The organism is Stenotrophomonas sp. 220_Sma (assembly GCF_056487375.1).
This window is the reverse complement of record NZ_CM151348.1, coordinates 4,473,683-4,494,221: the sequence shown is the minus strand read 5'-3', so window position 1 is coordinate 4,494,221 and position 20,539 is coordinate 4,473,683. Positions and strand designations below refer to the sequence as shown.

The following is a 20,539-nucleotide window of genomic DNA, read 5'->3' as shown; positions in this document are numbered from 1 at the left end:
GATCATGCCTGCGGCTCCTGCAGCGAACCGTCGCGCAGTGCGCGCTGTTCACGGCGGCGTGCCAGCCACTCGGAGAAGCGCTCCATATACAGGTAGATCACCGGCGTGGTGTACAGCGTCACCAGCTGCGACAGCAGCAGGCCGCCGACGATGGCGATACCCAGCGGGCGGCGCAGCTCCGAACCGATGCCGGTACCCAGCGCCAGCGGCAGCGCGCCGAGCATGGCCGCGGCGGTGGTCATCATGATCGGGCGGAAACGCAGCAGGCAGGCGCGGCGGATCGCTTCGTGCGCGTTGGCGCCGGCGCGGCGTGCCTCGATCGCGAAGTCCACCATCATGATGCCGTTCTTCTTGACGATGCCGATCAGCAGCACGATGCCGACGATGCCATCCACCGACAGGCTCAGCCCGCACAGCATCAGTGCCAGCAGCGCGCCAACACCGGCTGGCGGCAGCGTGGAGATGATCGTGATCGGGTGAATGTAGCTCTCGTAGAGCACGCCCAGCACGATGTAGATCACCACCAGCGAGGCCAGCAGCAGCCACACCACATCGGTCTGGCTGCCGGTGAATTCGGCGGCCTTGCCGATGAATTCGGCATGCAGGTGGGTGGGCATGTCCAGGCTGTCCTTGGTCTCCTGGATCGCACGCACGGCTTCGGACAGCGAATAGCCCGGCGCCACGTTGAACGAGACCGTCACTGCCGGCAGCTGCTGCTGGTGGCTGACCACCAGCGGCGCACTGCTGACCTTGCCTTCGGCCAGTGCCGACAGCGGGATGATGTTGCCGGCGCCGACGGTGATGCCGGTGTTCTGCGCGCCGATGCCGGTAGCCGTCGATGAGTTCGACGAGGTGACCTGGCCGAAACTGGTGGCATTGGTGCCGGTCAGTGCACCGGCACCATTGGAGGCAACGGCCAGCTGTTCCATCAGCGCGGTGCTGGTGCGGAACTCCGGCGCCACTTCCAGCACAACCCGATACTGGTTGAGTTCGGTGAAGATGGTCGAGATCTGGCGCTGGCCGAACGCATCGTAGAGGGTGTCGTCGATGGTCTGCATCGGCACGCCCAGCACGCTGGCCTTGTCGCGGTCGATGTTCAGTTCAAGCGCGCGGCCCTGGTTGGACAGGTTGTTGTCGACGTCGGCCAGTTCCGGGCGCTTGCGCAGCGCTTCGGTCAGGCGTGTGGCCTGGGTGGCCACGGTCGCCGGATCGACGTCCGACAGCGAGTACTGGTACTCGGTGGCGGCCACGCGGGTATCCAGGGTCACGTCCTGGACCGGCTTCAGGTACAGGGCCACGCCCGGAATACCGGCGACGGCCTTCTGCAGGCGCGGCAGGATCTTGTCCAGGCCGTCGCGCTCGCCGCGTTCCTTCAGCACGATCGACAGCTGGCCCTGGTTGAGCGTGGGGTTCATGCTGCCCGCGCCGATGAAGGCTGACACGCCGGTCACGTCCGGGTCCTGGCGCAGCGCTTCGGCCACCTGCTTGGTGCGCTGCTCCATCTGCGGGAAGGCGATGTTCTGGTCAGCCTGGACCACGCCGGTGATCAGGCCGGTGTCCTGTTCGGGCAGCAGGCCCTTGGGAATCAGCACGTACAGCAGCACGGTCAGCACCAGTGCGCCGCCGGCCACGGCCAGGGTCAGGCGCTGGTGGTCCAGCACCCAGTCCAGGCTGCGCTCGTACAGGCCGACGGTGCGCGTCCACAGATTCTGCTTGCCGGCCGCCGCCGCACGCTCATGTGCGTCCTCGCCTTCGGGCAAGGCGTCGGGCTTGAGCAGGTAGGCGCACATCATCGGGGTCAGCGTCAGCGAGATCAGCATCGACAGCACGACGGCGATGCTCAGCACCCACGCGAACTCGTGGAACAGGCGGCCGGTGACGCCGGGCATCAGCAGCAGCGGCAGGAACACCGCCACCAGCGAAACGGTCAGCGACAGCACGGTGAAGCCGATCTGTCGCGCACCGATTTCGGCCGCTTCCTTGCCACTCTTGCCCTGCTCGATGTAACGCACGATGTTCTCGATCATCACGATCGCATCGTCGACCACGAAGCCGGTGGCCACCACCAGCGCCATCAGCGAGAGGTTGTCCAGCGACATGCCGGCAAAGGCCATCACCGCGAAGGTGCCGGCCAGCGACAACGGCACCGCCACCGAGGGAATGATCGTGGCCCACAGGCGGCGCAGGAACACGAAGATCACCGCCACCACCAGGCCGATGGTCAGGATCAGGGTGAACTGCACCTCATGCACCGAGGCGCGGATGGTCTCGGTACGGTCGTTGAAGATCTCCAGGTGCACGTCGGCTGGCAGCACGCCTTGCAGCTGCGGCAGGATCGCGCGGATGCGCTCGACGGTCTGCACGATGTTGGCGCCGGGCTGGCGGCGCACTTCCAGCAGCACCGCCGGCTTGCCATCGGCCCAGGCGGCCAGCTGGTCGTTCTCCACGCCATCAACCACTTCGGCCACGTCGGACAAACGCACGGGACGTCCGTTCTTGTAGCTGATGATGGTGTCGCGGTACTCGGCGGCACTGGTGAGCTGGTCGTTGGTACCAATGCTGTAGGACTGGGTCTTGCCGTTCAGCGAACCCTTCGGCGCGTTGACGTTGGCCTGGGTCAGCGCGCTGCGCAGCTGTTCCAGGGTCAGGCCCATGTTCGACAGCTGCGCCGGATTGACCTGGATGCGCACGGCCGGGCGCACGTTGCCGGCGATCGAGACCAGGCCCACGCCCTGCACCTGCGACAGTCGCTGGGCCAGGATCGAGTCGGCGTAGTTGTTGACGTCGCGCAGCGGGCGCGTGTCAGAGGTCAGTTTCAGGGTGACGATGGCCGCGTCGGCCGGATTCACCCGGTTGTAGACCGGCTGGTAGGGCAGCGACGAGGGCAGGGTGGCCTGGCGGATCGCCGCCTGCACGTCCTGCGCGGCAATGTCGATGTTCCGGTCCATCGAGAACTGCAGGATGATCGTGGACAACCCGGCCGACGAGTCGGAGGTCATCAGCTCCAGCCCGGAGATCTGCCCGAACTGACGCTCCAGCGGTGTGGTGACCAGCGAGGCCATGGTGGTGGCGTTGGCGCCGGGGTACTGGGTGGTGACCACCAGGCTGGGCGCATCGATTTCCGGCAGCGCCGACACCGGCAGCTTGCGGTAACCGAGGATGCCCAGCAGCAACAGGCCCGCCATCAGCAGCGAGGTGGCGATGGGGCGGCGGATGAAGATCGTCGAAAAGCCCACGGACTGATCCTTGCTGGCACTTCAATGTCGGCGCCGGCAGGCTTGCCGGCGCGAGGGAGGTCGGTAGCCTGCGCTCAGCGCGGGCCGCCGCCACGACGGCCACCGCCGCCGTTCTTCTGCTCGGCGGCCTTCAGCTCGGCTTCGGTCGGCACCGCCGGGGTTTCGCCCGGCTTCAGCGCGGTGACCTTGCTGCCCGGCTTCAAGCGGAACTGGCCTTCACTGACCACCCGCTCGCCGCCCTTCAGGCCCTCGGCGATCTGCACCTGGCTGTCACCCACTTCCACGCCGCTGCGCACGGTCTGCATCTTCACCGTGTTGTCGCCCTGCACCACATAGACGTACTCGCCGTCCGGGCCACGCAGCACCGCCTGGGTCGGAATGACCACGCCACCGGCAATCGTGCGCAGCTGCATGCGCACGTTGACGAACTGGCCCGGCCACAGGCCGTTGTCGGTGTTGTCGAAGATCGCGCGCGCCTTGAACGTGCCGCTGTCGGCACTGATCAGGTTGTCGACCACGTCAAGCTTGCCGTCGCCGGACAGCACGTGCGAATCGGCGCGGTCCAGTGCCGCGACGGGTACCGCACCGGCGGCCTGCGCCTGGCGCACATCGCCGAGCTGGCGCTCGGGCAGGTTGAACAGCACGTGGATCGGATGGATCTGGGTCAGCGTGACCAGCGCGGTGCCGGCGTTGACCACGTTGCCGGCGTCGACCGCGCGGATGCCGGCGATGCCGGTGATCGGCGCGGTGACCTTGGTGTACTGCAGCTGCACCTGCGCCGAGCGCATGCTGGCCTCGTTCGCCGCGACAGCGCTTTCGTACTGTGCCACTTGATTTCGCTGTGTATCCAGATCGGTCTTGGCGACGAACTGGCGATACTCCGGCGCGTTCGAGCGCTGGTAGTTGGAACGCGCGGTGGCCAGCAGCGCCTCGTTCTGGCGCTTGGATGCCACCGCCTGGTCGTAGCTGGCCTGGGCGGTGCGCGGGTCGATCACCGCCAGCACATCGCCCTTCTTCACTTCCTGGCCTTCGCGGAAATTCAGGCTCATCAGCTGGCCGCCAACCTGCGGGCTGACGGTGACGGTGTTCATTGCGGTCACCGTACCCAGCGCACTGGCATAGACCGGCACGTCCTGGCGTGCCGCATCCACCACGGTCACCGGCACCGGGCCGGCATCCGGGTCTTCACCGCCCTGGCGCGCAGCTGCCGCCGGGCCACCGGCCTTGTCCTTGCCCCCGCCGAGTACGCGCAGGCCGACCACGGCCAGCACCAGTACCGCCACGACCAGCAGCACGATCTTCCAAACACGTGACATTCAAGGACTCCAAGAGGGCTGGACGGGGCACGGCCCCGGTTGGCAATGCGCAAAGCATACCTGCGCCACATCACGTTTCCTGCATGACGGATGGGACGGGCGCTAAGACCGGATCCGGCCGCGGAGGTTCCCGTAGCGGCGGTGTTGCCCTACATTCAGCTGGAACCCCCTGCCGTGGAGATCGTGATGCGCCGTTCGTTGCTGCTGTCCGCCCTGCTGCTGGCCTTGCCGGCTCTTGCCCACGCCCAGGACGGGCAGCGCCCGGAGGTGACCGCTGCCGCCCAGCGGCTGCAGGCCAAGGTGGTGGAATGGCGGCGCGATTTCCACCAGCACCCGGAACTGTCCAACCGTGAGGTGCGCACCTCGGCCGAGGTCGCCAAGCGCCTGCGTGCGATGGGCCTGAAGCCGAAGACCGGCATCGCCCACCACGGCGTGGTGGCGATCATCGAAGGCGGCAAGCCCGGGCCGAAGATCGCCCTGCGCGCGGACATGGACGCGCTGCCGGTGACCGAACAGACCGGCCTGCCGTTCGCCTCCAAGGCCACCGACCAGTACCGCGGGCAGACCGTGGGCGTGATGCATGCCTGCGGCCATGACGCGCACACCGCCACCCTGCTCGGCGTGGCCGAGGCACTGGTGTCGATGAAGAAGGATCTGCCGGGCCAGGTGATGCTGATCTTCCAGCCGGCCGAAGAGGGTGCACCGCCGCCGGAAGAGGGTGGTGCTGCCCTGATGCTGAAGGAAGGCCTGTTCGCCGACTTCAAGCCGGAAGCCGTGTTTGGCCTGCATGTGTTCTCCAGCGTGCAGGCTGGGCAGATCGCGGTGCGCGGTGGCCCGCTGATGGCCGCCTCGGATCGTTTCGGGATCAAGGTGATCGGTCGCCAGACGCATGGCTCGGCGCCGTGGAACGGTGTTGATCCGATCGTGGCCACCGCTGACTTGGTCGGCACCGCGCAGACCATCGTCAGCCGCCGCGCGAACCTGTCCAAGCAGCCGGCGGTGCTGACCTTCGGCGCGATCAACGGGGGCATCCGCTACAACATCATTCCGGATGAAGTGGAAATGGTCGGCACCATCCGTACCTTCGACGAAGGCATGCGGCAGCAGATCTTCGCCGACCTGCGCAATGTGGCCGAGCACACCGCCGCCGCGCACGGTGCCAAGGCGGTGACGGACATCTACGAGTCGGAGGGCAATCCGGCCACGGTGAACGACCCGGCGCTGACCGCGAAGATGCTGCCGAGCCTGCAGGCAGTGGTGGGCAAGGACAACGTGTACGAGCCACCGCTGCAGATGGGTGCGGAGGATTTCTCGCTGTACGCGAAGGAAGTGCCGGGGATGTTCTTCTTCGTCGGTTCGACCAGCGTGGGCATCGACCCGGCGACGGCACCGGCGAATCATTCACCGAAGTTCCTGCTGGATGAAAAGGCACTGGATGTGGGCCTGCGTGCGCTGCTGCAGGTGAGCCTGGATTACTTGAACGGTGCCGGCACTCCTGCGGGCTGAGGGTTTCCGGCAGGGCTTGCAGCCCCGCCCCCGACAGGTTCACGCGGCTGTTGGTGGGTGTCGACCTTGGTCGACACGGGCAGACATCCGGAATGTCTGAAGGATTGGCTTTTGATTTTGATTTTTCTGATCTTTCCCGTGGTGGTGGCCGCGTGCAGGGAACTGTCAGGGGCCGGGTGGGTAGGCGGGGCGGGGGTGTCCGCGGCATGGATGCCGCGGCCAAGCCCCCAAGGACGGGTTTACGGCGTCCCCCGACCCGCCTACCCACCCGGCCAAGCCGATAGACCGCCTTCCACCACCAACCAACAAAACCACCACGGAGGGGCTCCGCCGTTGGCCGGCCGGGCCGAAGGCCCGCCCTCCGCGCGATACAATGACCCCCATGAACACCCCACAGGATTCCAGCCTCGGTCGCGAGGTCAGTTACCCGTCGCAGTACGATCCCCGCCTGCTGTTTCCCATCCCCCGCAGCGGTGCCCGCGCCGAGATCGGCCTCGATGACGCCGCGCTGCCGTTCGTCGGCCATGACCGCTGGCATGCCTTCGAGCTGAGCTGGCTCGACCGGCGTGGCAAGCCGCAGGTCGCCGTCGCCACCGTGCAGGTGCCGTGCACCTCGCCGCGGCTGATCGAATCGAAGTCGTTCAAGCTGTACCTCAACTCCCTCAACAGCACCCGCATCGACAGCGCCGAGGCACTGCGCGAACGCCTGGTGACCGATCTGTCGGCCTGTGCGGGCGCGCCGGTCCAGGTCGCGTTCGGCCTGCCGGGCCTGCGCGAGACGCCGCTCGGTGAATCCATCGACGGGCTGGACGTGGAGATCGACTGCTACGGTCCGCCGCAGGCGGACTTTCTCGGCGCCAACGCGAGCGAAGAGGTGGAGGAGACCCTGGTCTCGTCGCTGCTGAAGTCCAACTGCCCGGTCACCGGCCAGCCGGACTGGGCAACGGTCAGCCTGCGTTACCGTGGGCCGAAGATCGACCGCGCGGGCCTGCTGCGCTACCTGGTCAGCTACCGCGAGCACGCCGAGTTCCACGAGCAGTGCGTTGAGCGGATCTTCAGCGAAGTGTCCGCCCGCTGCCAGCCGCAGTGGCTGGAAGTGGAGGCCCGCTATACCCGCCGTGGTGGCCTGGACATCAATCCCTGGCGCGCCAGCCCCGGCATCGCTGCCCCGGCCGCGACCTACCGCGAACTGCGGCAATAACCGCCGCAGGCGGTTACGGGTACTGCCGGCCGCTGGCCGGCAACCGCAAGGAACCCGCGTCCCGAGCCAGGGCAAGCCGGCCAGCGGCCGGCACTACCGGGCACCGGCTCTCCCGATTGTTCAGCCGCCCCCGGGGGCGGCTTCACATCTGCACCATCCCCATTTAACAACCTCCATGGCACCGTGCGAACCACGTAGTCATGCAGACGGGAGTTGTGGATGAGTACCGAGAAGAAAGCCGATTTCTCCGGCGTCAGTGCCAGCGTCGACAGTACCGCCGAACAGGTGCCGAAGGCGGACTTCTCCGGCGTGAGCGCTTCGGTGGACAGCACCGCCGACGTTGTGAGCGGCGGCACCTACACCGTGCAGAAGGGTGACTCGCTGTCGAAGATCGCCAAGCAGCACCTGGGCGATGCCAACGCCTGGAAGAAGATCTTCGAAGCCAACCGCGATGTGCTTGATGACCCGGACAAGATCTTCCCGGGCCAGACCCTGAAACTGCCGCCGAAGTAAGCCGGCGATCGAACGCCGTCCGACAATCCCTGGGAGGAACCCCGAATGATCAAGACCACCCCGCTCCAGACCGCCCTGATCGCCGCCCTGCTGGGCAGCGTTGCCCTGGTCGGTTGCAAGAAGAAGGAAGAGTCGACCGACAGCAATGCCGCTCCGGCAGCGACCGCGCCGGCTGAGCCGGCCCCGGCGCCGATGACCGGCGCACCGCCGCCGATGGCAGAAGCCGCTGCAGTCAGCGTCTCGGCCGTCACCGTCGGCAAGACCGCCGCCGCCGACAAGTCGGTTGCGACGACGGCATTGTTCGCACCGAAGGATGACGTCATCGTCTCGGTCAAGACCGACGGCGCTGCCAACAACGTCACCGTTGGCGCGAAGCTGACCTACCAGGACGGCCAGGTGGCCGGCGAACAGAACGCCACCCTGAACACCAGTGGCGCGGAAACCACCAACGTCACGTTCAAGAATGCAAAGGGCTGGCCGGCCGGCAAGTACCGCGCCGAAGTCACCGTCGATGGCAAGGCGGCCGGAACGCCGCAGGAGTTCGAGGTCAAGTAAGTCCTGCCGACTCTCTCCCGGCAGGGCTCACGATGGACGCAGCCGCGAGGCTGCGTCCTTTTTCATTGAGCGGCGGTTGGCCCCATCCACGCATGGCGTGGATCTACTGACAACCGGGCCGCGCTTCATCCACACCAAGCGTGGATGGATCACAGCGTTGCCGGCATGCAGTACCGCCGCGTATGGCGTGGCTTTGCCCCGCGCGGCTGAAAACGCGACAATGCAGGGGTTTCCCCGCCGCGCGCCCACCCTGACGGCGACGGGGGAAAGCGTGGGGCCCGGCCCCGCGCGCGACACGGTTGCACGTGGCCCGGCGCTGGCGCCGGCCTTCCCCTGAGCATTGCTACAGAGTCCAAGTCCCCCATGTCCAAGATCCTCTACACGCTGACCGACGAAGCACCGTTCCTGGCCACCCAGTCGCTGCTGCCGATCGTTGGTGCCTACACCGCCACTGCCGGCATCGTGGTGGAAACCCGTGACATCTCGCTGTCCGGCCGCATCCTGTCGCTGTTCCCGGAACTGCTCAGCGACGCGCAGAAGGTCAGCGACGACCTGGCCGAGCTGGGCCAGCTGGCGACCACCCCGGACGCCAACATCATCAAGCTGCCGAACATCTCCGCCTCGGTGCCGCAGCTGAAGGCGGCCATCAAGGAACTGCAGGACCAGGGCTATCCGCTGCCGGATTACCCGGAAACCCCGGCTGACGACCAGCAGCGCGACTACAAGGCGCGCTATGACAAGGTCAAGGGCAGCGCGGTGAACCCGGTGCTGCGCGAAGGCAACTCCGACCGCCGCGCACCGCTGTCGGTGAAGAACTATGCGCGCAAGCATCCGCACCGCATGGGCGCCTGGGCGTCGGATTCGAAGTCGCACGTCGCGCACATGGCCGCCGGTGATTTCTACGGCAGCGAAAAGTCGGCCACCCTGGCCAACGCCGGTTCACTGAAGATCACCTTCCACGGCAAGGACGGCAGCACCGTCGTGCTGAAGGAAAAGACCGCAGTGAAGGCGGGCGAGATCGTCGACGCCGCCGTCATGAGCCGCAAGGCACTGGCCGCCTTCATCGGCGAGCAGATCGCCGATGCCAAGGCCCAGGGCGTGCTGTTCTCGCTGCACCTGAAGGCGACCATGATGAAGGTCTCCGATCCGATCATGTTCGGCGTGGCGGTCAACGAGTTCTACAAGGACGTGCTGGCCAAGCATGCCGACGTGCTCAAGCAGGCGGGTTTCGATGCCAACAACGGCATCGGTGACCTGGCTGCGCGCCTGCCGTCGCTGCCTGAAGCCACCCGTGCGGCGATCGAAGCCGACCTGGCTGCCGAGTACGCGCAGCGCCCGGGCGTGGCCATGGTCAACTCGGACAAGGGCATCACCAACCTGCACGTGCCGAGCGACGTGATCGTCGACGCCTCGATGCCGGCGATGATCCGCGACTCCGGCAAGATGTGGAACGCCGAAGGCAAGCTGCAGGACACCAAGGCGGTCATTCCGGACCGCTGCTACGCCGGCGTGTACCAGGCCGTCATCGACGACTGCAAGGCGCACGGCGCCTTCGATCCGGCCACCATGGGTTCGGTGCCGAACGTCGGCCTGATGGCGCAGAAGGCCGAAGAGTACGGCTCGCACGACAAGACTTTCCAGATCGCTGCCGATGGCGTGGTCAAGGTCACCGACGACGCCGGCACCGTGGTGTTCGAGCACGCCGTGGAGGCCGGTGACATCTGGCGCATGTGCCAGACCAAGGACGCGCCGATCCAGGACTGGGTCAAGCTGGCCGTCGAACGCGCCCGCCTGAGCAGCACCCCGGCCGTGTTCTGGCTGGATGCCGCCCGCGCCCACGACGCGCAGGTCATCGCCAAGGTCGAGCAGTACCTGAAGGACCACGACACCAACGGCCTGGACATCCGCATCCTGCCGCCGGTGGAAGCCACCGCGTTCTCGCTGGACCGCATCCGCAAGGGCGAGGACACCATCTCGGTGACCGGCAACGTGCTGCGCGACTACCTGACCGACCTGTTCCCGATCATGGAGCTGGGCACCAGCGCCAAGATGCTGTCGATCGTGCCGCTGATGGCCGGTGGCGGCCTGTTCGAGACCGGTGCTGGTGGTTCGGCTCCGAAGCACGTGCAGCAGTTCGTTGAAGAGGACTACCTGCGTTGGGATTCGCTGGGTGAGTTCCTGGCCCTGGCAGCGTCGCTGGAACACCTGGGCAACCGCTACGACAACGCCGCAGCCCGCGTGTTGGCCAAGGCGCTGGACGAAGCCAACGGCCAGTTCCTGGACAACGACAAGTCGCCGTCGCGCAAGCTGGGTGGCATCGACAACCGCGGCAGCCACTTCTACATCGCGCTGTACTGGGCCCAGGCCCTGGCCGCGCAGAATGAAGATGCTGCACTGAAGGCACGCTTCGCGCCGCTGGCCAAGGCGCTGACCGACAACGAGCAGAAGATCGTTGAAGAACTGATCGCGGTGCAGCGCAAGGCCGTGGACATCGGCGGCTACTACCGCCCGGACGTGGCCAAGGCCAGCAAGGCGATGCGCCCGAGCGCGACCTTCAACGCCGCGCTGGAGCAGCTGCGCGGCTGATCCACTGCCGTTCGGCCGTGACACCGGAACCCGCGCTTCGGCGCGGGTTTCTTTTTTGTTGGGTCAGATCCCTTTTGCCATGCAAAAGGGATCTGACCCCAGGCGATGAAACCGCGACTTCCGTCGGCTGTCGGAATGCCGTCAAAGGGGCATGAAACTTGCCCGCGATGGCCGTCGCAGAACCGATATGAGCGGATCTGCAGCCGCCCTCGATCTGAGCAGTCGATCACGACGGCTGCCGCTGGCGATGCCCTAGCCTTGGCGACGCGAGGCCACCGGGGAGGTGGCCGCACGGGGAACACGGATGGCACGCGTGCTGGTAGTGGGAACCGACATCCAGGGCGAGCAGGCCCTGCTGCAGCGGCTGCGCGTGGCATCGGCCCTGCCGGACGGCCAGATCCGCCGCAGCCAGGACCTGGATGATTGCGATCTGCTGGTCATCCGCGATACGCCGGCGCTGCGCAACGCGGCCCTGCGCATGCGCCAGCAGCGTCCGCGACTGCAGTGCTGGATCGAGGACCTGGGAGGCCAGCTGCGCGACGGTGATGGGCACCAGGATGTACTTGATGACAGTGCCATCGGCCGTGCATTGCGCGGCATGCAGTTGGCAGTGGAGCCCCTGGCCATGCACGCAGCCGCACCGATCCGCCTGGCTGATGGTGCGCATGCCATCACCCGTCTGCTGCGCGAGCGGCTGCCGCTGCGACAGGGCCAGGCACTGTTGAGTGATGCGGGCGAGCCTCTGCTGCTGATGGATCTGGAGCACGACCAGGCCGTGCTGCTGCAGGAACCGGCTGCGGCGCTGGTGGAGCGTTTGGCCGATGCCTTCGAACGCCTGCAACTGGATGCGCTGACGCCGGCACGCCTGCAGGCGCTGGCCGGCGAGCGGCCCCGCCAACCACTGCGACCGCTGCTGTGGCAGTGGGCACAGCGCAGCCGCCATTGGCAGGCATTGGACGAACGCCTGCGTGGCGCCTCAGTGAAGCTGCTGCGCTGGCCCGACTTCCGCGTACTGGGCCACGACCATGATGGCTTCCGCCTGTGTTCGCTGCTGCTCAAGCGCGCGTGTACGGTTGACGAGTGCGCGATGCTGCTTGAGTTGCCGGCTGCGGCGGTGCGCGATTTCATCCATGCCGCCTACCTGTGCGGCTACGCGCAGTTGCAGAGCGCCCCGGTGGCCCCGATGGCGGCAGGACGTGGCAGCGGCACGGGCACCGACAACGGCCTGCTTGCCCGCCTGTGGCGGCACCTGCGCGGGAGCGAACGCAATGCGTGAGCACAAGGTGGTGGTGCTGGGTGGCATGGGCAGCGGCAAGTCGACCCTGGTACGCAGCATCGCAGCGGGCGCGGTGATCGACACCGATGTGGCCAACAGTGACCGCCTCGGCGCCGACAAGGCGTCCACCACCGTGGCGCTGGACTACGCAGACATCGACCTGCCCAACGGCGAACGCCTGCGTCTCTACGGCACACCTGGCCAGCAGCGCTTCGATTTCCTGTGGCCGATCCTGCTGCAGGGGGCACGTGGTGCGGTGCTGCTGCTGGATGCGCGTCGTGCCGGGCTGGCCAGCGAGCTGGAGGACTACCTGCAGGTGCTGCAGCCGTTCGCATCGTCATTGGCGCTGGTGGTGGCGGTGACCCATCTCGACCAGGCGCCACGCGCCGCGCTGGATGACTGGGCCACGCGCGCCTGCCTCGACGACCAACCACTACCGCTGCTGGCGGTGGACGCCCGCGACCGCGAACAGGGGCTGCTGCTGATGGATGTGTTGATGAGCGAAATGGAAGCGCACGCGCTGGTGGCGGCACATGGCTGACGGGCAGGCGGCAGTCCTGCCCGATGCCGGCCAGCGTGAGCGCCTGCAGCCCTTGCTGCAGGACCTGCAGCAGCGCGTCGAAGGCGTGCGTACGGTAGTGCTGGCCAGCGTCGATGGCTTTGCCCTGGTCAGTGCCGGCGCCGATGGGCGTGGCGAACGACTGGCAGCGATGACCAGCGCGATGCTGGCACTGGCCGCGGCGGTGGGCCGCGAACTGGTGCTGGGCGATCTGCAGACGCTGATGCTGGAGGCTGTGGGCGGCAAGGTGCTGATGCTGGCGATCCTGGCTGAAGGGCGCGCACCGCTGCTGCTGATGGCGGCCTGCGACCAGCGCAGCGTGATCGGCCAGGTGCTGTGGCAGAGCAGGGAATGTGGCCAGGCGATCCTGGCCGAACTCGGCGGATCGTGAGCCCGGCCGCAGGGGAACGAGGGGCTCGAACCAACATCGACAAGGGGTGCGACGTGGCTGGATTGAATGAATCGTTGAATGCACTGATGGGCATCGACGGCGCGCAGGCAGTGGCGCTGGTCGACTACGAAAGCGGCATGCTGCTGGGCGAAGCCGGTGCCGGCATGGACATGGAAGTGGCCGCCGCCGGCAACACCGAAGTGATCCGCGCCAAGATGAAGACCGCCGCGTCGCTGAACCTCAACGACAGCATCGAGGACATCCTGATCTCGCTGGGCAAGGCCTACCACATCATGCGCCCGGTGGCGAAGAAGAAGGGCCTGTTCTTCTACCTCGTGCTGGACCGTACCAAGTCCAACCTGGCGCTGGCCCGGCGCAAGGTGCAGGACGTAGAGGCCGAACTGGCGATCTGAGCCGGTAGTGCCGGCCACTGGCCGGCATCTGCATGGATCCATCGGCGGTCCAGGGGCTGCCGGCCAGCGGCCGGCACTACCTCTGCGCTCGACGGCATCACACACGCCAGCGTATGGTGAAGCCGGTCCTCCCGGATGAGCCCTGCATGTCCACGCCTGACATCGTTGCCGAGCTGGCGCCGCGTATCGCCGGTGCCATCCGCGATGGTTTCGAGCAGTACCATGCCCGCTTTGCGGCAATCACCGCCCGTGCGCGGTTGCGTTTCGAGCAGCGCGACTGGGCAGCGGCACGCCAGGATGCGGTCGAGCGCATCGCCCTGTACGACCTGTGCATCGCCGAGCAGATGGATGCGTTGCGCCGCCTCGCCGATGACGCGATCGGCGAGCGCGCGCTGTGGCTGCAGGTGCACGCGCAGTACAGCGCGCTGCTGCAGGGCCTGATCGACGCCGAGCTGTACAAGACCTTCTACAACACGCTGTCGCGGCGCCTGTTCGCCACCCGGGGCGTGGACCCGGCGCTGGAGTTCATCGCCTTCGATGTCGAACCCTCCGATGCAATCACCCATCCCGTGGCACGGCATACCTATGCCGTCTCGCCGACGCGGCCGGTGGAGGCGTTGCAGCGGGTGCTGGCCGACTATCGCTTCGACATCCCCTATGCGCACCAGCTGCGCTGCGCGGCGACCATTGCCGTGCGCCTGCAGGACGACCTCGCCCATTGGGGTGACACGCCGGTACGCAGCATCGAGCTGCTCGACACCGTGTTCTACCGCGAGCGTCGCGCCTACCTGGTCGGACGCGTGTTCGGCGAGCACCGCTTCTCGCCGTGCGTGATCGCCCTGGTCAACGACGAGCGCGGCCTGCGTGCCGATGCAGTGCTGACCCGGCGCCGTGATGTTGCTCACCTGTTCGGCGTCTCCCGCAGCTACTTCCAGGCTGACCTGGGCACGGTGGGCGACGCAGTGGTGTTCCTGCGCAGCCTGCTGCCGGGCAAGCCCATCGACGAGATCTACACGGTGCTGGGCCGTGCCAAGCAGGGCAAGACCGAGCGCTACCGCACCTTCTTCCGTCATTTCAACGAGCACCCGCAGGAGCGGCTGGTGCATGCAGAGGGCACACCGGGCATGGTCATGGCGGTGTTCACCCTGCCCAGTTACCCGCTGGTGTTCAAGCTGATCCGCGACCGCTTCGCGTGGCCGAAGTCGATGTCGCGCCAGCAGGTGGAAGAGAAGTACGCGCTGGTGTTCAACCTGGACCGTGTCGGCCGCCTGCTCGATGCACAGCCCTATCGTCATCTGCGCTTTCCAAGCGACCGCTTCGCACCGGCCTTGCTGGAAGAGCTGCTGCAGCAATGCGCGCAGAGCGTACGCATCGATGGCGATGAGGTTGAAGTCGCACTGTGCTATGTGCAGCGCCGCTTCCGCCCCTTGAACCTGTACCTGCGCGAGCAGGGAGGCGAGGCCGTGCGCGCGGCGGTGCTCGACTACGCGCAGGCCATCACCGACATGGCGCGCAACAACATCTTCCCTGGCGACATGCTGCCGAAGAACTTCGGCGTATCGCGGCATGGCCGGGCCGTGTTCTACGACTATGACGAGCTGTGCCTGGTCAGCGACTGCGTGTTCCGCGCGTGGCCGCAGCCACGCACGCCTGAGGAAGCGATGGCCGACGAGCCCTGGTTCCATGTCGGCCCGCGTGATGTGTTCCCGGAGCGCTTCGGCCCGTTCATGGGCCTGCCGGCAGGTGAACTGGCCGCAGTGCGCGAGCACTACCGGCACCTGTTCGACCCGGGTTGGTGGCAGGGCCTGCAGGAACGCTTCGCCCGCGGTGACTATCCGGATACGCCCCCTTATGCGGGTGTGCACCGGTTGGCCTGAGGCGGCTGTCATGGCGGCTGGGACTGGGGTACGCTCGCCGTTCATCACCAAGGATCCGGCAATGATGCGTTCCCCTTTGTTTCTCGCTCTCGCGCTGGCCGTAGGTGCCGGCACCCCGTTGCTTGCTGGCGAGGCCAGTGCACAGACCGCGCGTGCGGTGCGTGCCACCGCGGAAATGAGCATGGTGCTGTCCGGCCATATCGAGATCACGCCTGAGGGTGAGGTCAGCTCGCTGGTACTGGACCAGAAATCGGCCTTGACTCCGAGCATCGCCTCCTTCGTGGAAGGCACGATCGGCGGCTGGCGCTTCGAACCCACGCTGCGCGATGGCAAGGCAGTGGCTGCACGCGCCCCGATGCGGGTGCGGCTGAGGGGGACGCAGATGGCCGATGGTGGCTACCAGGTCAGCATGACCAGTGTCGATTTCAGTGAATATGATCCGAAGGCTACCGATTCGGTGACCCGGAAGCAGATGGCCCCGCCGCGCTATCCGGAAGACGCCTATCGGAATGGTGCGCAGGGTGAAGTGCTGCTGATGGTCAAGGTGGCGCGTGACGGCACGGTGGCCGATGTCATCGCCGAGCAGGTGAACATGGCCGTGGTCGGCCCGGAACGGGCCATGGCCAAGATGCGCGACATCCTGGCCAAGGCCAGTATCAGCAGCGCCCGCAGCTGGACCTTCAACCCACCGACCACCGGCGAAAGCAGCACACACGACAGCTGGACGGTACGCATCCCGGTGAGCTTCGCCCTGGGCAATGACCGCAACGCAGGGCAGGAACGCTATGGCCGCTGGCGCGCCTTCATCCCCGGGCCCCGCCAGGCTGCGCCGTGGCGCGAACGCCGGTCGATCGAACAGGCCGGCAGCGACCTGCTGCCGGAGGGTGGGGTGTACATGGTCGATGGCGCCAAGCGCGGCGTGCGCCTGTTGACCCCGCTGGAACAGGGCTGATTGTGGGAGCGGAGCCGGGCAATCCGGCTCCGCGTCAGTCCGCATACGGGTAGACCACCACCCGGTTGCGGCCCTGTTCCTTGGCCATGTACAGCGCCTTGTCGGCCAGCCGCAGCGCCTGTTCTGCGTCGACATGGAAGCTGGGGAAGTGGGCCACGCCCAGCGATACGGTGATGGTGCCGACCGGTTCGAACGGATGGTCGGCGATGTGCTGGCGCAGGCGTTCGCCGGCCTGGCGCGCCGATTCAGTACTGATGCCCGGCAGCAGCAGCAGGAATTCCTCGCCACCGGCGCGGCAGAGGATGTCGCTGTCGCGCGAGTAGCGGCGCATCTGGTCGGCGATATGGACGATGGCGTTGTCGCCGACGTCATGCCCATGGCTGTCGTTGATCGACTTGAAGCGATCGATGTCCAGCGCCAGGATCGCGAACGGGATGCCCTGCACCTGCAGCGCGTCCAGCGCCTGCTGCAGTCCGCGGCGGTTGAACAGACCGGTCAGCGGGTCGGTACGGCTGGCACGGTTGAGCGTGCCGATGCGATCCTGCAGGGCATTGAAGCTGTGCAGCACCGCCTGCTTGAGCTGGGCGACCTCGAAGTACCAGGCGCGGATGCCGCTGACATGGTTGATGGCGTTGCCGGTGTCCTCGCCGCCCTGAACATTGCGTGCCAGCTGCCACAGTGGCATCGAGATGCGGCGCGCGAACCACCAGGTGACCAGCAGCGACAGCAGGCCGAGCGGAATCGCGTTCCAGATCACCGCCGTCATCAGCCGCGACAGCGGCTGCAGCGTGGCCTCGGTCGGGCGCTGGGCGATGATGCCCCAGCCGGTGGCTGCGACAGGTGCGTAGCCAGCCAGCATCGACACGCCGCGGTTGTTGCGCACCTGCTGCGCGCCGCGCTCGCCCCGCACAACGGCCTTCACCGCCGGGTTGCCAACCACGTAGTCGCCAACCCGCTTGCCGTCGGCGTGGTACAGCAGGCGGCCATGGCGGTCGACCACGTACAGGTAGGAGCCGTCGCGGTAGTAGTGCTTGCCCAGCAGCGTATGCAGGGCGCTGCGCTGGCGCAGGTACAGGGTGCCGCTGACATAGCCGCGATAGCGGCCCTGGCGGTCGAAGATCGGGTGCGACAGCGAGACCAGCAGCTTGCCGGTGGCCGATTGGTACGGATCGCTGATCATCGGCTGGCGCGCGGCCAGTGCCGCATTGTTGCCGACACTGTGCAGCACCTCACCCTGCAGCTGCAGGGTCTGCGGCGAGGTGGCGATCACCAGGCCATCGGCATCCACCACCAGCGAGGAGTTGAAGCTGCTGGACTGCAACTGCAGGCGGCTGGCTTCGTCCTGGGCCTGCTTCGGATCAAGGTCGCCCTGGCCGAGCCGGGTGGCTGCATAGGCCAGCTGCTGCTGCGCGGCCAGCAGGAAGTTCTGGGTGGTCTCGGCCAGCTTGGTGGCGTAGACGCGGTTGGCTTCCAGGGTATTGCCGACCAGCTGGTCGCGCTGCACCCGGTAGCTGGCCAGCAGGGTGTTGGCCAGCGCGATGATGGCGCTGAGCAGGGCCAGGGCGAGGATCAGCTTGCCCAGGTTGAGGCGGGGGGACAGCGTTCGCATGCGTCGACGGATCCGGCAGGAGGCTGGACCCGACCGGTTCTCCGGAAGGGGCGACAGCGGGAATCGGTGGCCGGGCCCACGGGGGCCGGGCAGGGTATCGCGCGGATTATCGCCAAAAGCGGGCGCCAGCGAAGTGAAGTGCGTCGCCCTGCAGGCAAAAAAAAACCTGCCGCAGCGAGCGGCAGGTTTCTTCCGATGCAGCGCCGGGGCTCAGCGCTTCATCGAACCGAAGAACTCGTCGTTGGACTTGGTGTTCTTCATCTTGTCCAGCAGGAACTCCATCGCGGCCATTTCATCCATCGGATGCAGCAGCTTGCGCAGGATCCAGATCTTCTGCAGCAGTTCCGGTTCGATCAGCAGGTCTTCGCGGCGGGTGCCGGAACGGTTGATGTCGATGGCCGGGAACACACGCTTTTCAGCGATGCGGCGGCTCAGGTGCACTTCGCTGTTGCCGGTGCCCTTGAACTCTTCGTAGATCACCTCGTCCATCTTCGAACCGGTGTCGACCAGTGCGGTGGCGATGATGGTCAGGCTGCCGCCTTCTTCCACGTTGCGCGCGGCACCGAAGAAGCGCTTCGGGCGATGCAGGGCGTTGGCGTCCACACCACCGGTCAGCACCTTGCCCGAGCTCGGCACCACGTTGTTGTAGGCACGGGCCAGGCGGGTGATCGAGTCGAGCAGGATGACCACGTCCTTCTTGTGCTCGACCAGGCGCTTGGCGCGCTCGATGACCATTTCGGCCACCTGCACGTGGCGCGCGGCCGGTTCGTCGAAGGTCGAGCTGATGACCTCGCCGCGCACGGTGCGCTGCATTTCGGTCACTTCTTCCGGGCGCTCGTCGATCAGCAGCACGATCAGGTGCACGTCCGGGTGGTTGGTGGTGATGGCGGTGGCGACCTGCTGCATCATCATCGTCTTGCCGGCCTTCGGCTGCGACACGATGAGCGAGCGCTGGCCCTTGCCCTGCGGCGCCATCAGGTCGAGGATGCGGCCGGTGATGTCTTCCGACGAACCGTTGCCGCGCTCCAGGGTGAAGCGGCGGCGCGGGAACAGGGCGGTCAGGTTCTCGAACAGCACCTTGTTCTTCGACGCTTCGATCGGCTCGCCGTTGATGGTGTCGACGATGTTCAGCGCGAAGTAGCGCTCGCCGTCCTTCGGGAAGCGGATGCGGCCGGAGATATGGTCGCCGGTGCGCAGGTTGAAGCGGCGGATCTGGCTGGGCGAGATGTAGGTATCGTCCGGGCCGGCCAGGTAGCTGGCTTCGGCCGCGCGCAGGAAGCCGAAGCCGTCCGGCAGGATTTCCAGCACGCCGTCGGCGGCGACGCCGTCACCGTGGCGGGTCAGTACCTTCAGCAGGGCGAAGATCACATCCTGCTTGCGGGCGCGTGCCACGCCTTCGGAGATCTGCAGCTGCTCGGCGATTTCCAGCAGCTTCTGCGCCGGCATCCGCTTGAGGTCGCTCAGCGAGTAGACCGGGAAGCCCTCGGGCACGTTGGCGTGCGGGCGCGGCACGAACGGCTGCTGCTCGCCGCCGTCGTTGGGCAGGCCATCGTCGCGGAAGCGATTGTTGCGGTCACGGTCGCGGCGGTTGCGGAAGCGGTCGCGGCGATTGCCCTGACCTTGCCCCTGGCCCTGCTGGCCGTTCTGGTTGTACGGGTTCTGGCCCTGGTTCTGGCCGCCCCCCTGGTGGTTCTGCTGGCGCGGCTGGCCGGATTCGCGACCCTCACCACCTTCGCCGCCGCCACTGCTGGCAGGGGCCTCGGCGGCGGGCGCGCTCGGTGCGGGGGCGGCGGCGGCCGGTGCCGGCGCTTCGGGCGCGGCGGCCAGCGGCAGGGTCGGCTGCGCCGGAGCGGCGCTGGTTTCGGCGGCTGCCGGAGCGGCGGCCTTGCTCACGCGGGGCTTGCGCACGCGCTTTTCGGCGGGCGCATCGGCGCTGCCGGTTTCGGAAGTGTTATCGGACAAGAGCGTTATTCCTCGCTTGAAGGTGCGAGCGCCCGGCTGGGGCGGCGAACGTTGGGAATGGGTCTGGAAGAAACTGCGTCCAGAGGGTGCGGCACGCGAACGCGGCCGGATATGCCGACACTATCATCGGCCCGCGGCGCCATGCAAGGGTCACCGGGAACAGCATTCATCACGGGCGCGGGGCGCCCCACCGGCAGCCGCGGTCGACGGCTGCCGGGGAGCAGCGGGATCAGGCCAGGGCCTTGTCCAGCAGGCCGGCCAGCTGGGCCTTGCCCACCGCACCGATCTGCTCGGCGACCTTCTCGCCATCCTTGAACACGACCAGGTACGGAATCGAACGCACGTGGTACTTGGCGGCCAGCGCACGGTTGTGGTCGACGTTGACCTTGGCGATCTTGGCGCGGCCCTGGTAGGCATCGGCCAGCTCGTCCAGCGCCGGGGCGATCATCTTGCACGGGCCACACCACTCGGCCCAGAAATCGACCAGCACCGGTTCCTTGGAATTCAGCACTGCGCTATCAAAGTCGGCGTCGCCGACATGTACAACCTTGTCGCTCATCTTGGTTTCTCGTCTTGGATTGCACCCG

Annotated in this window: 16 protein-coding genes; 11 read left to right on the top strand and 5 right to left on the bottom strand. The window is 66.9% G+C overall.

Translation table 11 applies throughout. From position 1 onward, the window contains the following. Nucleotides 1-2: 2 nt before the first annotated feature. Together ACZLIB_RS20940 and ACZLIB_RS20935 are read right to left on the bottom strand one after the other, a co-directional pair. Nucleotides 3-3,236 carry an efflux RND transporter permease subunit gene (locus ACZLIB_RS20940; RefSeq protein WP_478468621.1) on the bottom strand — a complete coding sequence of 1,078 codons (3,234 nt, stop codon included), beginning with the start codon at nucleotides 3,234-3,236 and terminating at the stop codon, nucleotides 3-5. Nucleotides 3,237-3,310: 74 nt separating this feature from the next. Continuing rightward, on the bottom strand, nucleotides 3,311-4,552 hold the full coding sequence (locus ACZLIB_RS20935; protein ID WP_032127184.1) for an efflux RND transporter periplasmic adaptor subunit: 1,242 nt from the start codon (nucleotides 4,550-4,552) through the stop codon (nucleotides 3,311-3,313). 186 nt (nucleotides 4,553-4,738) lie between these two features. Between ACZLIB_RS20935 and ACZLIB_RS20930 the strand changes: the two genes are divergently transcribed. The 11 genes from ACZLIB_RS20930 (at nucleotide 4,739) to ACZLIB_RS20880 (ending at nucleotide 16,381) form a co-directional block, all read left to right on the top strand. Next, a complete protein-coding gene (locus ACZLIB_RS20930; RefSeq protein ID WP_071229371.1) occupies nucleotides 4,739-6,058 on the top strand; it encodes a M20 family metallopeptidase in 1,320 nt (439 codons plus the stop codon). 382 nt (nucleotides 6,059-6,440) lie between these two features. Continuing rightward, nucleotides 6,441-7,259, top strand: coding sequence for an NADPH-dependent 7-cyano-7-deazaguanine reductase QueF (queF, locus tag ACZLIB_RS20925; RefSeq protein WP_478468619.1), 819 nt, complete (start codon nucleotides 6,441-6,443; stop codon nucleotides 7,257-7,259). Nucleotides 7,260-7,478: 219 nt separating this feature from the next. Then, the gene (locus ACZLIB_RS20920) at nucleotides 7,479-7,772 is read left to right on the top strand and encodes a LysM peptidoglycan-binding domain-containing protein (RefSeq protein WP_049401651.1); all 294 of its coding nucleotides are present in this window, start codon (nucleotides 7,479-7,481) and stop codon (nucleotides 7,770-7,772) included. 45 nt (nucleotides 7,773-7,817) lie between these two features. Beyond that, nucleotides 7,818-8,327 (top strand): hypothetical protein, encoded by a 510-nt coding sequence (locus tag ACZLIB_RS20915; protein ID WP_197610989.1) that lies wholly within the window; start codon nucleotides 7,818-7,820, stop codon nucleotides 8,325-8,327. 363 nt (nucleotides 8,328-8,690) lie between these two features. Then, nucleotides 8,691-10,913 (top strand): NADP-dependent isocitrate dehydrogenase, encoded by a 2,223-nt coding sequence (locus tag ACZLIB_RS20910; RefSeq protein WP_478468618.1) that lies wholly within the window; start codon nucleotides 8,691-8,693, stop codon nucleotides 10,911-10,913. 304 nt (nucleotides 10,914-11,217) lie between these two features. After that, on the top strand, nucleotides 11,218-12,189 hold the full coding sequence (locus ACZLIB_RS20905; protein WP_180854034.1) for a hypothetical protein: 972 nt from the start codon (nucleotides 11,218-11,220) through the stop codon (nucleotides 12,187-12,189). Then, nucleotides 12,182-12,730 carry a GTP-binding protein gene (locus tag ACZLIB_RS20900; RefSeq protein ID WP_110713949.1) on the top strand — a complete coding sequence of 183 codons (549 nt, stop codon included), beginning with the start codon at nucleotides 12,182-12,184 and terminating at the stop codon, nucleotides 12,728-12,730. Before ACZLIB_RS20905 ends, ACZLIB_RS20900 begins: the two co-directional genes overlap by 8 nt. Then, nucleotides 12,723-13,139, top strand: a complete 417-nt coding sequence (locus tag ACZLIB_RS20895; protein ID WP_164160929.1) for a roadblock/LC7 domain-containing protein — start codon at nucleotides 12,723-12,725, stop codon at nucleotides 13,137-13,139. The genes ACZLIB_RS20900 and ACZLIB_RS20895 overlap by 8 nt, the downstream gene beginning before the upstream one ends. A 53-nt stretch (nucleotides 13,140-13,192) precedes the next feature. Next, entirely contained in the window at nucleotides 13,193-13,552 is a 360-nt protein-coding gene (locus ACZLIB_RS20890; RefSeq protein ID WP_180847468.1) for a hypothetical protein, read from the top strand. Nucleotides 13,553-13,698: 146 nt separating this feature from the next. Then, on the top strand, nucleotides 13,699-15,429 hold the full coding sequence (gene aceK / locus ACZLIB_RS20885; RefSeq protein ID WP_478468615.1) for a bifunctional isocitrate dehydrogenase kinase/phosphatase: 1,731 nt from the start codon (nucleotides 13,699-13,701) through the stop codon (nucleotides 15,427-15,429). Between the two features lie 61 nt (nucleotides 15,430-15,490). After that, nucleotides 15,491-16,381 (top strand): energy transducer TonB, encoded by an 891-nt coding sequence (locus tag ACZLIB_RS20880; RefSeq protein ID WP_153854670.1) that lies wholly within the window; start codon nucleotides 15,491-15,493, stop codon nucleotides 16,379-16,381. A 34-nt stretch (nucleotides 16,382-16,415) separates the two neighbouring features. Here the strand turns inward: ACZLIB_RS20880 and ACZLIB_RS20875 are convergent, their stop codons facing one another. From ACZLIB_RS20875 to trxA, 3 genes are all read right to left on the bottom strand, one after another. Then, nucleotides 16,416-17,990, bottom strand: coding sequence for a sensor domain-containing diguanylate cyclase (locus ACZLIB_RS20875; RefSeq protein WP_110713944.1), 1,575 nt, complete (start codon nucleotides 17,988-17,990; stop codon nucleotides 16,416-16,418). 210 nt (nucleotides 17,991-18,200) lie between these two features. Then, nucleotides 18,201-19,952 (bottom strand): transcription termination factor Rho, encoded by a 1,752-nt coding sequence (gene rho / locus ACZLIB_RS20870; protein WP_094001169.1) that lies wholly within the window; start codon nucleotides 19,950-19,952, stop codon nucleotides 18,201-18,203. A gap of 229 nt (nucleotides 19,953-20,181) precedes the next feature. Continuing rightward, nucleotides 20,182-20,511 (bottom strand): thioredoxin TrxA, encoded by a 330-nt coding sequence (trxA, locus tag ACZLIB_RS20865; RefSeq protein WP_088027548.1) that lies wholly within the window; start codon nucleotides 20,509-20,511, stop codon nucleotides 20,182-20,184. Between the last annotated feature and the right edge of the window lie 28 nt (nucleotides 20,512-20,539).

Bases quoted from the DNA above. Each gene is read 5' to 3' on its own strand.
- ACZLIB_RS20935 (WP_032127184.1), bottom strand. From the start codon at position 4,552: ATGTCACGTGTTTGGAAGATCGTGCTGCTGGTCGTGGCGGTACTGGTG.
- ACZLIB_RS20930 (WP_071229371.1), top strand. From the start codon at position 4,739: ATGCGCCGTTCGTTGCTGCTGTCCGCCCTGCTGCTGGCCTTGCCGGCT.
- queF (WP_478468619.1), top strand. From the start codon at position 6,441: ATGAACACCCCACAGGATTCCAGCCTCGGTCGCGAGGTCAGTTACCCG.
- ACZLIB_RS20920 (WP_049401651.1), top strand. From the start codon at position 7,479: ATGAGTACCGAGAAGAAAGCCGATTTCTCCGGCGTCAGTGCCAGCGTC.
- ACZLIB_RS20915 (WP_197610989.1), top strand. From the start codon at position 7,818: ATGATCAAGACCACCCCGCTCCAGACCGCCCTGATCGCCGCCCTGCTG.
- ACZLIB_RS20910 (WP_478468618.1), top strand. From the start codon at position 8,691: ATGTCCAAGATCCTCTACACGCTGACCGACGAAGCACCGTTCCTGGCC.
- ACZLIB_RS20905 (WP_180854034.1), top strand. From the start codon at position 11,218: ATGGCACGCGTGCTGGTAGTGGGAACCGACATCCAGGGCGAGCAGGCC.
- ACZLIB_RS20900 (WP_110713949.1), top strand. From the start codon at position 12,182: ATGCGTGAGCACAAGGTGGTGGTGCTGGGTGGCATGGGCAGCGGCAAG.
- ACZLIB_RS20895 (WP_164160929.1), top strand. From the start codon at position 12,723: ATGGCTGACGGGCAGGCGGCAGTCCTGCCCGATGCCGGCCAGCGTGAG.
- aceK (WP_478468615.1), top strand. From the start codon at position 13,699: ATGTCCACGCCTGACATCGTTGCCGAGCTGGCGCCGCGTATCGCCGGT.
- ACZLIB_RS20880 (WP_153854670.1), top strand. From the start codon at position 15,491: ATGATGCGTTCCCCTTTGTTTCTCGCTCTCGCGCTGGCCGTAGGTGCC.
- ACZLIB_RS20875 (WP_110713944.1), bottom strand. From the start codon at position 17,990: ATGCGAACGCTGTCCCCCCGCCTCAACCTGGGCAAGCTGATCCTCGCC.
- trxA (WP_088027548.1), bottom strand. From the start codon at position 20,511: ATGAGCGACAAGGTTGTACATGTCGGCGACGCCGACTTTGATAGCGCA.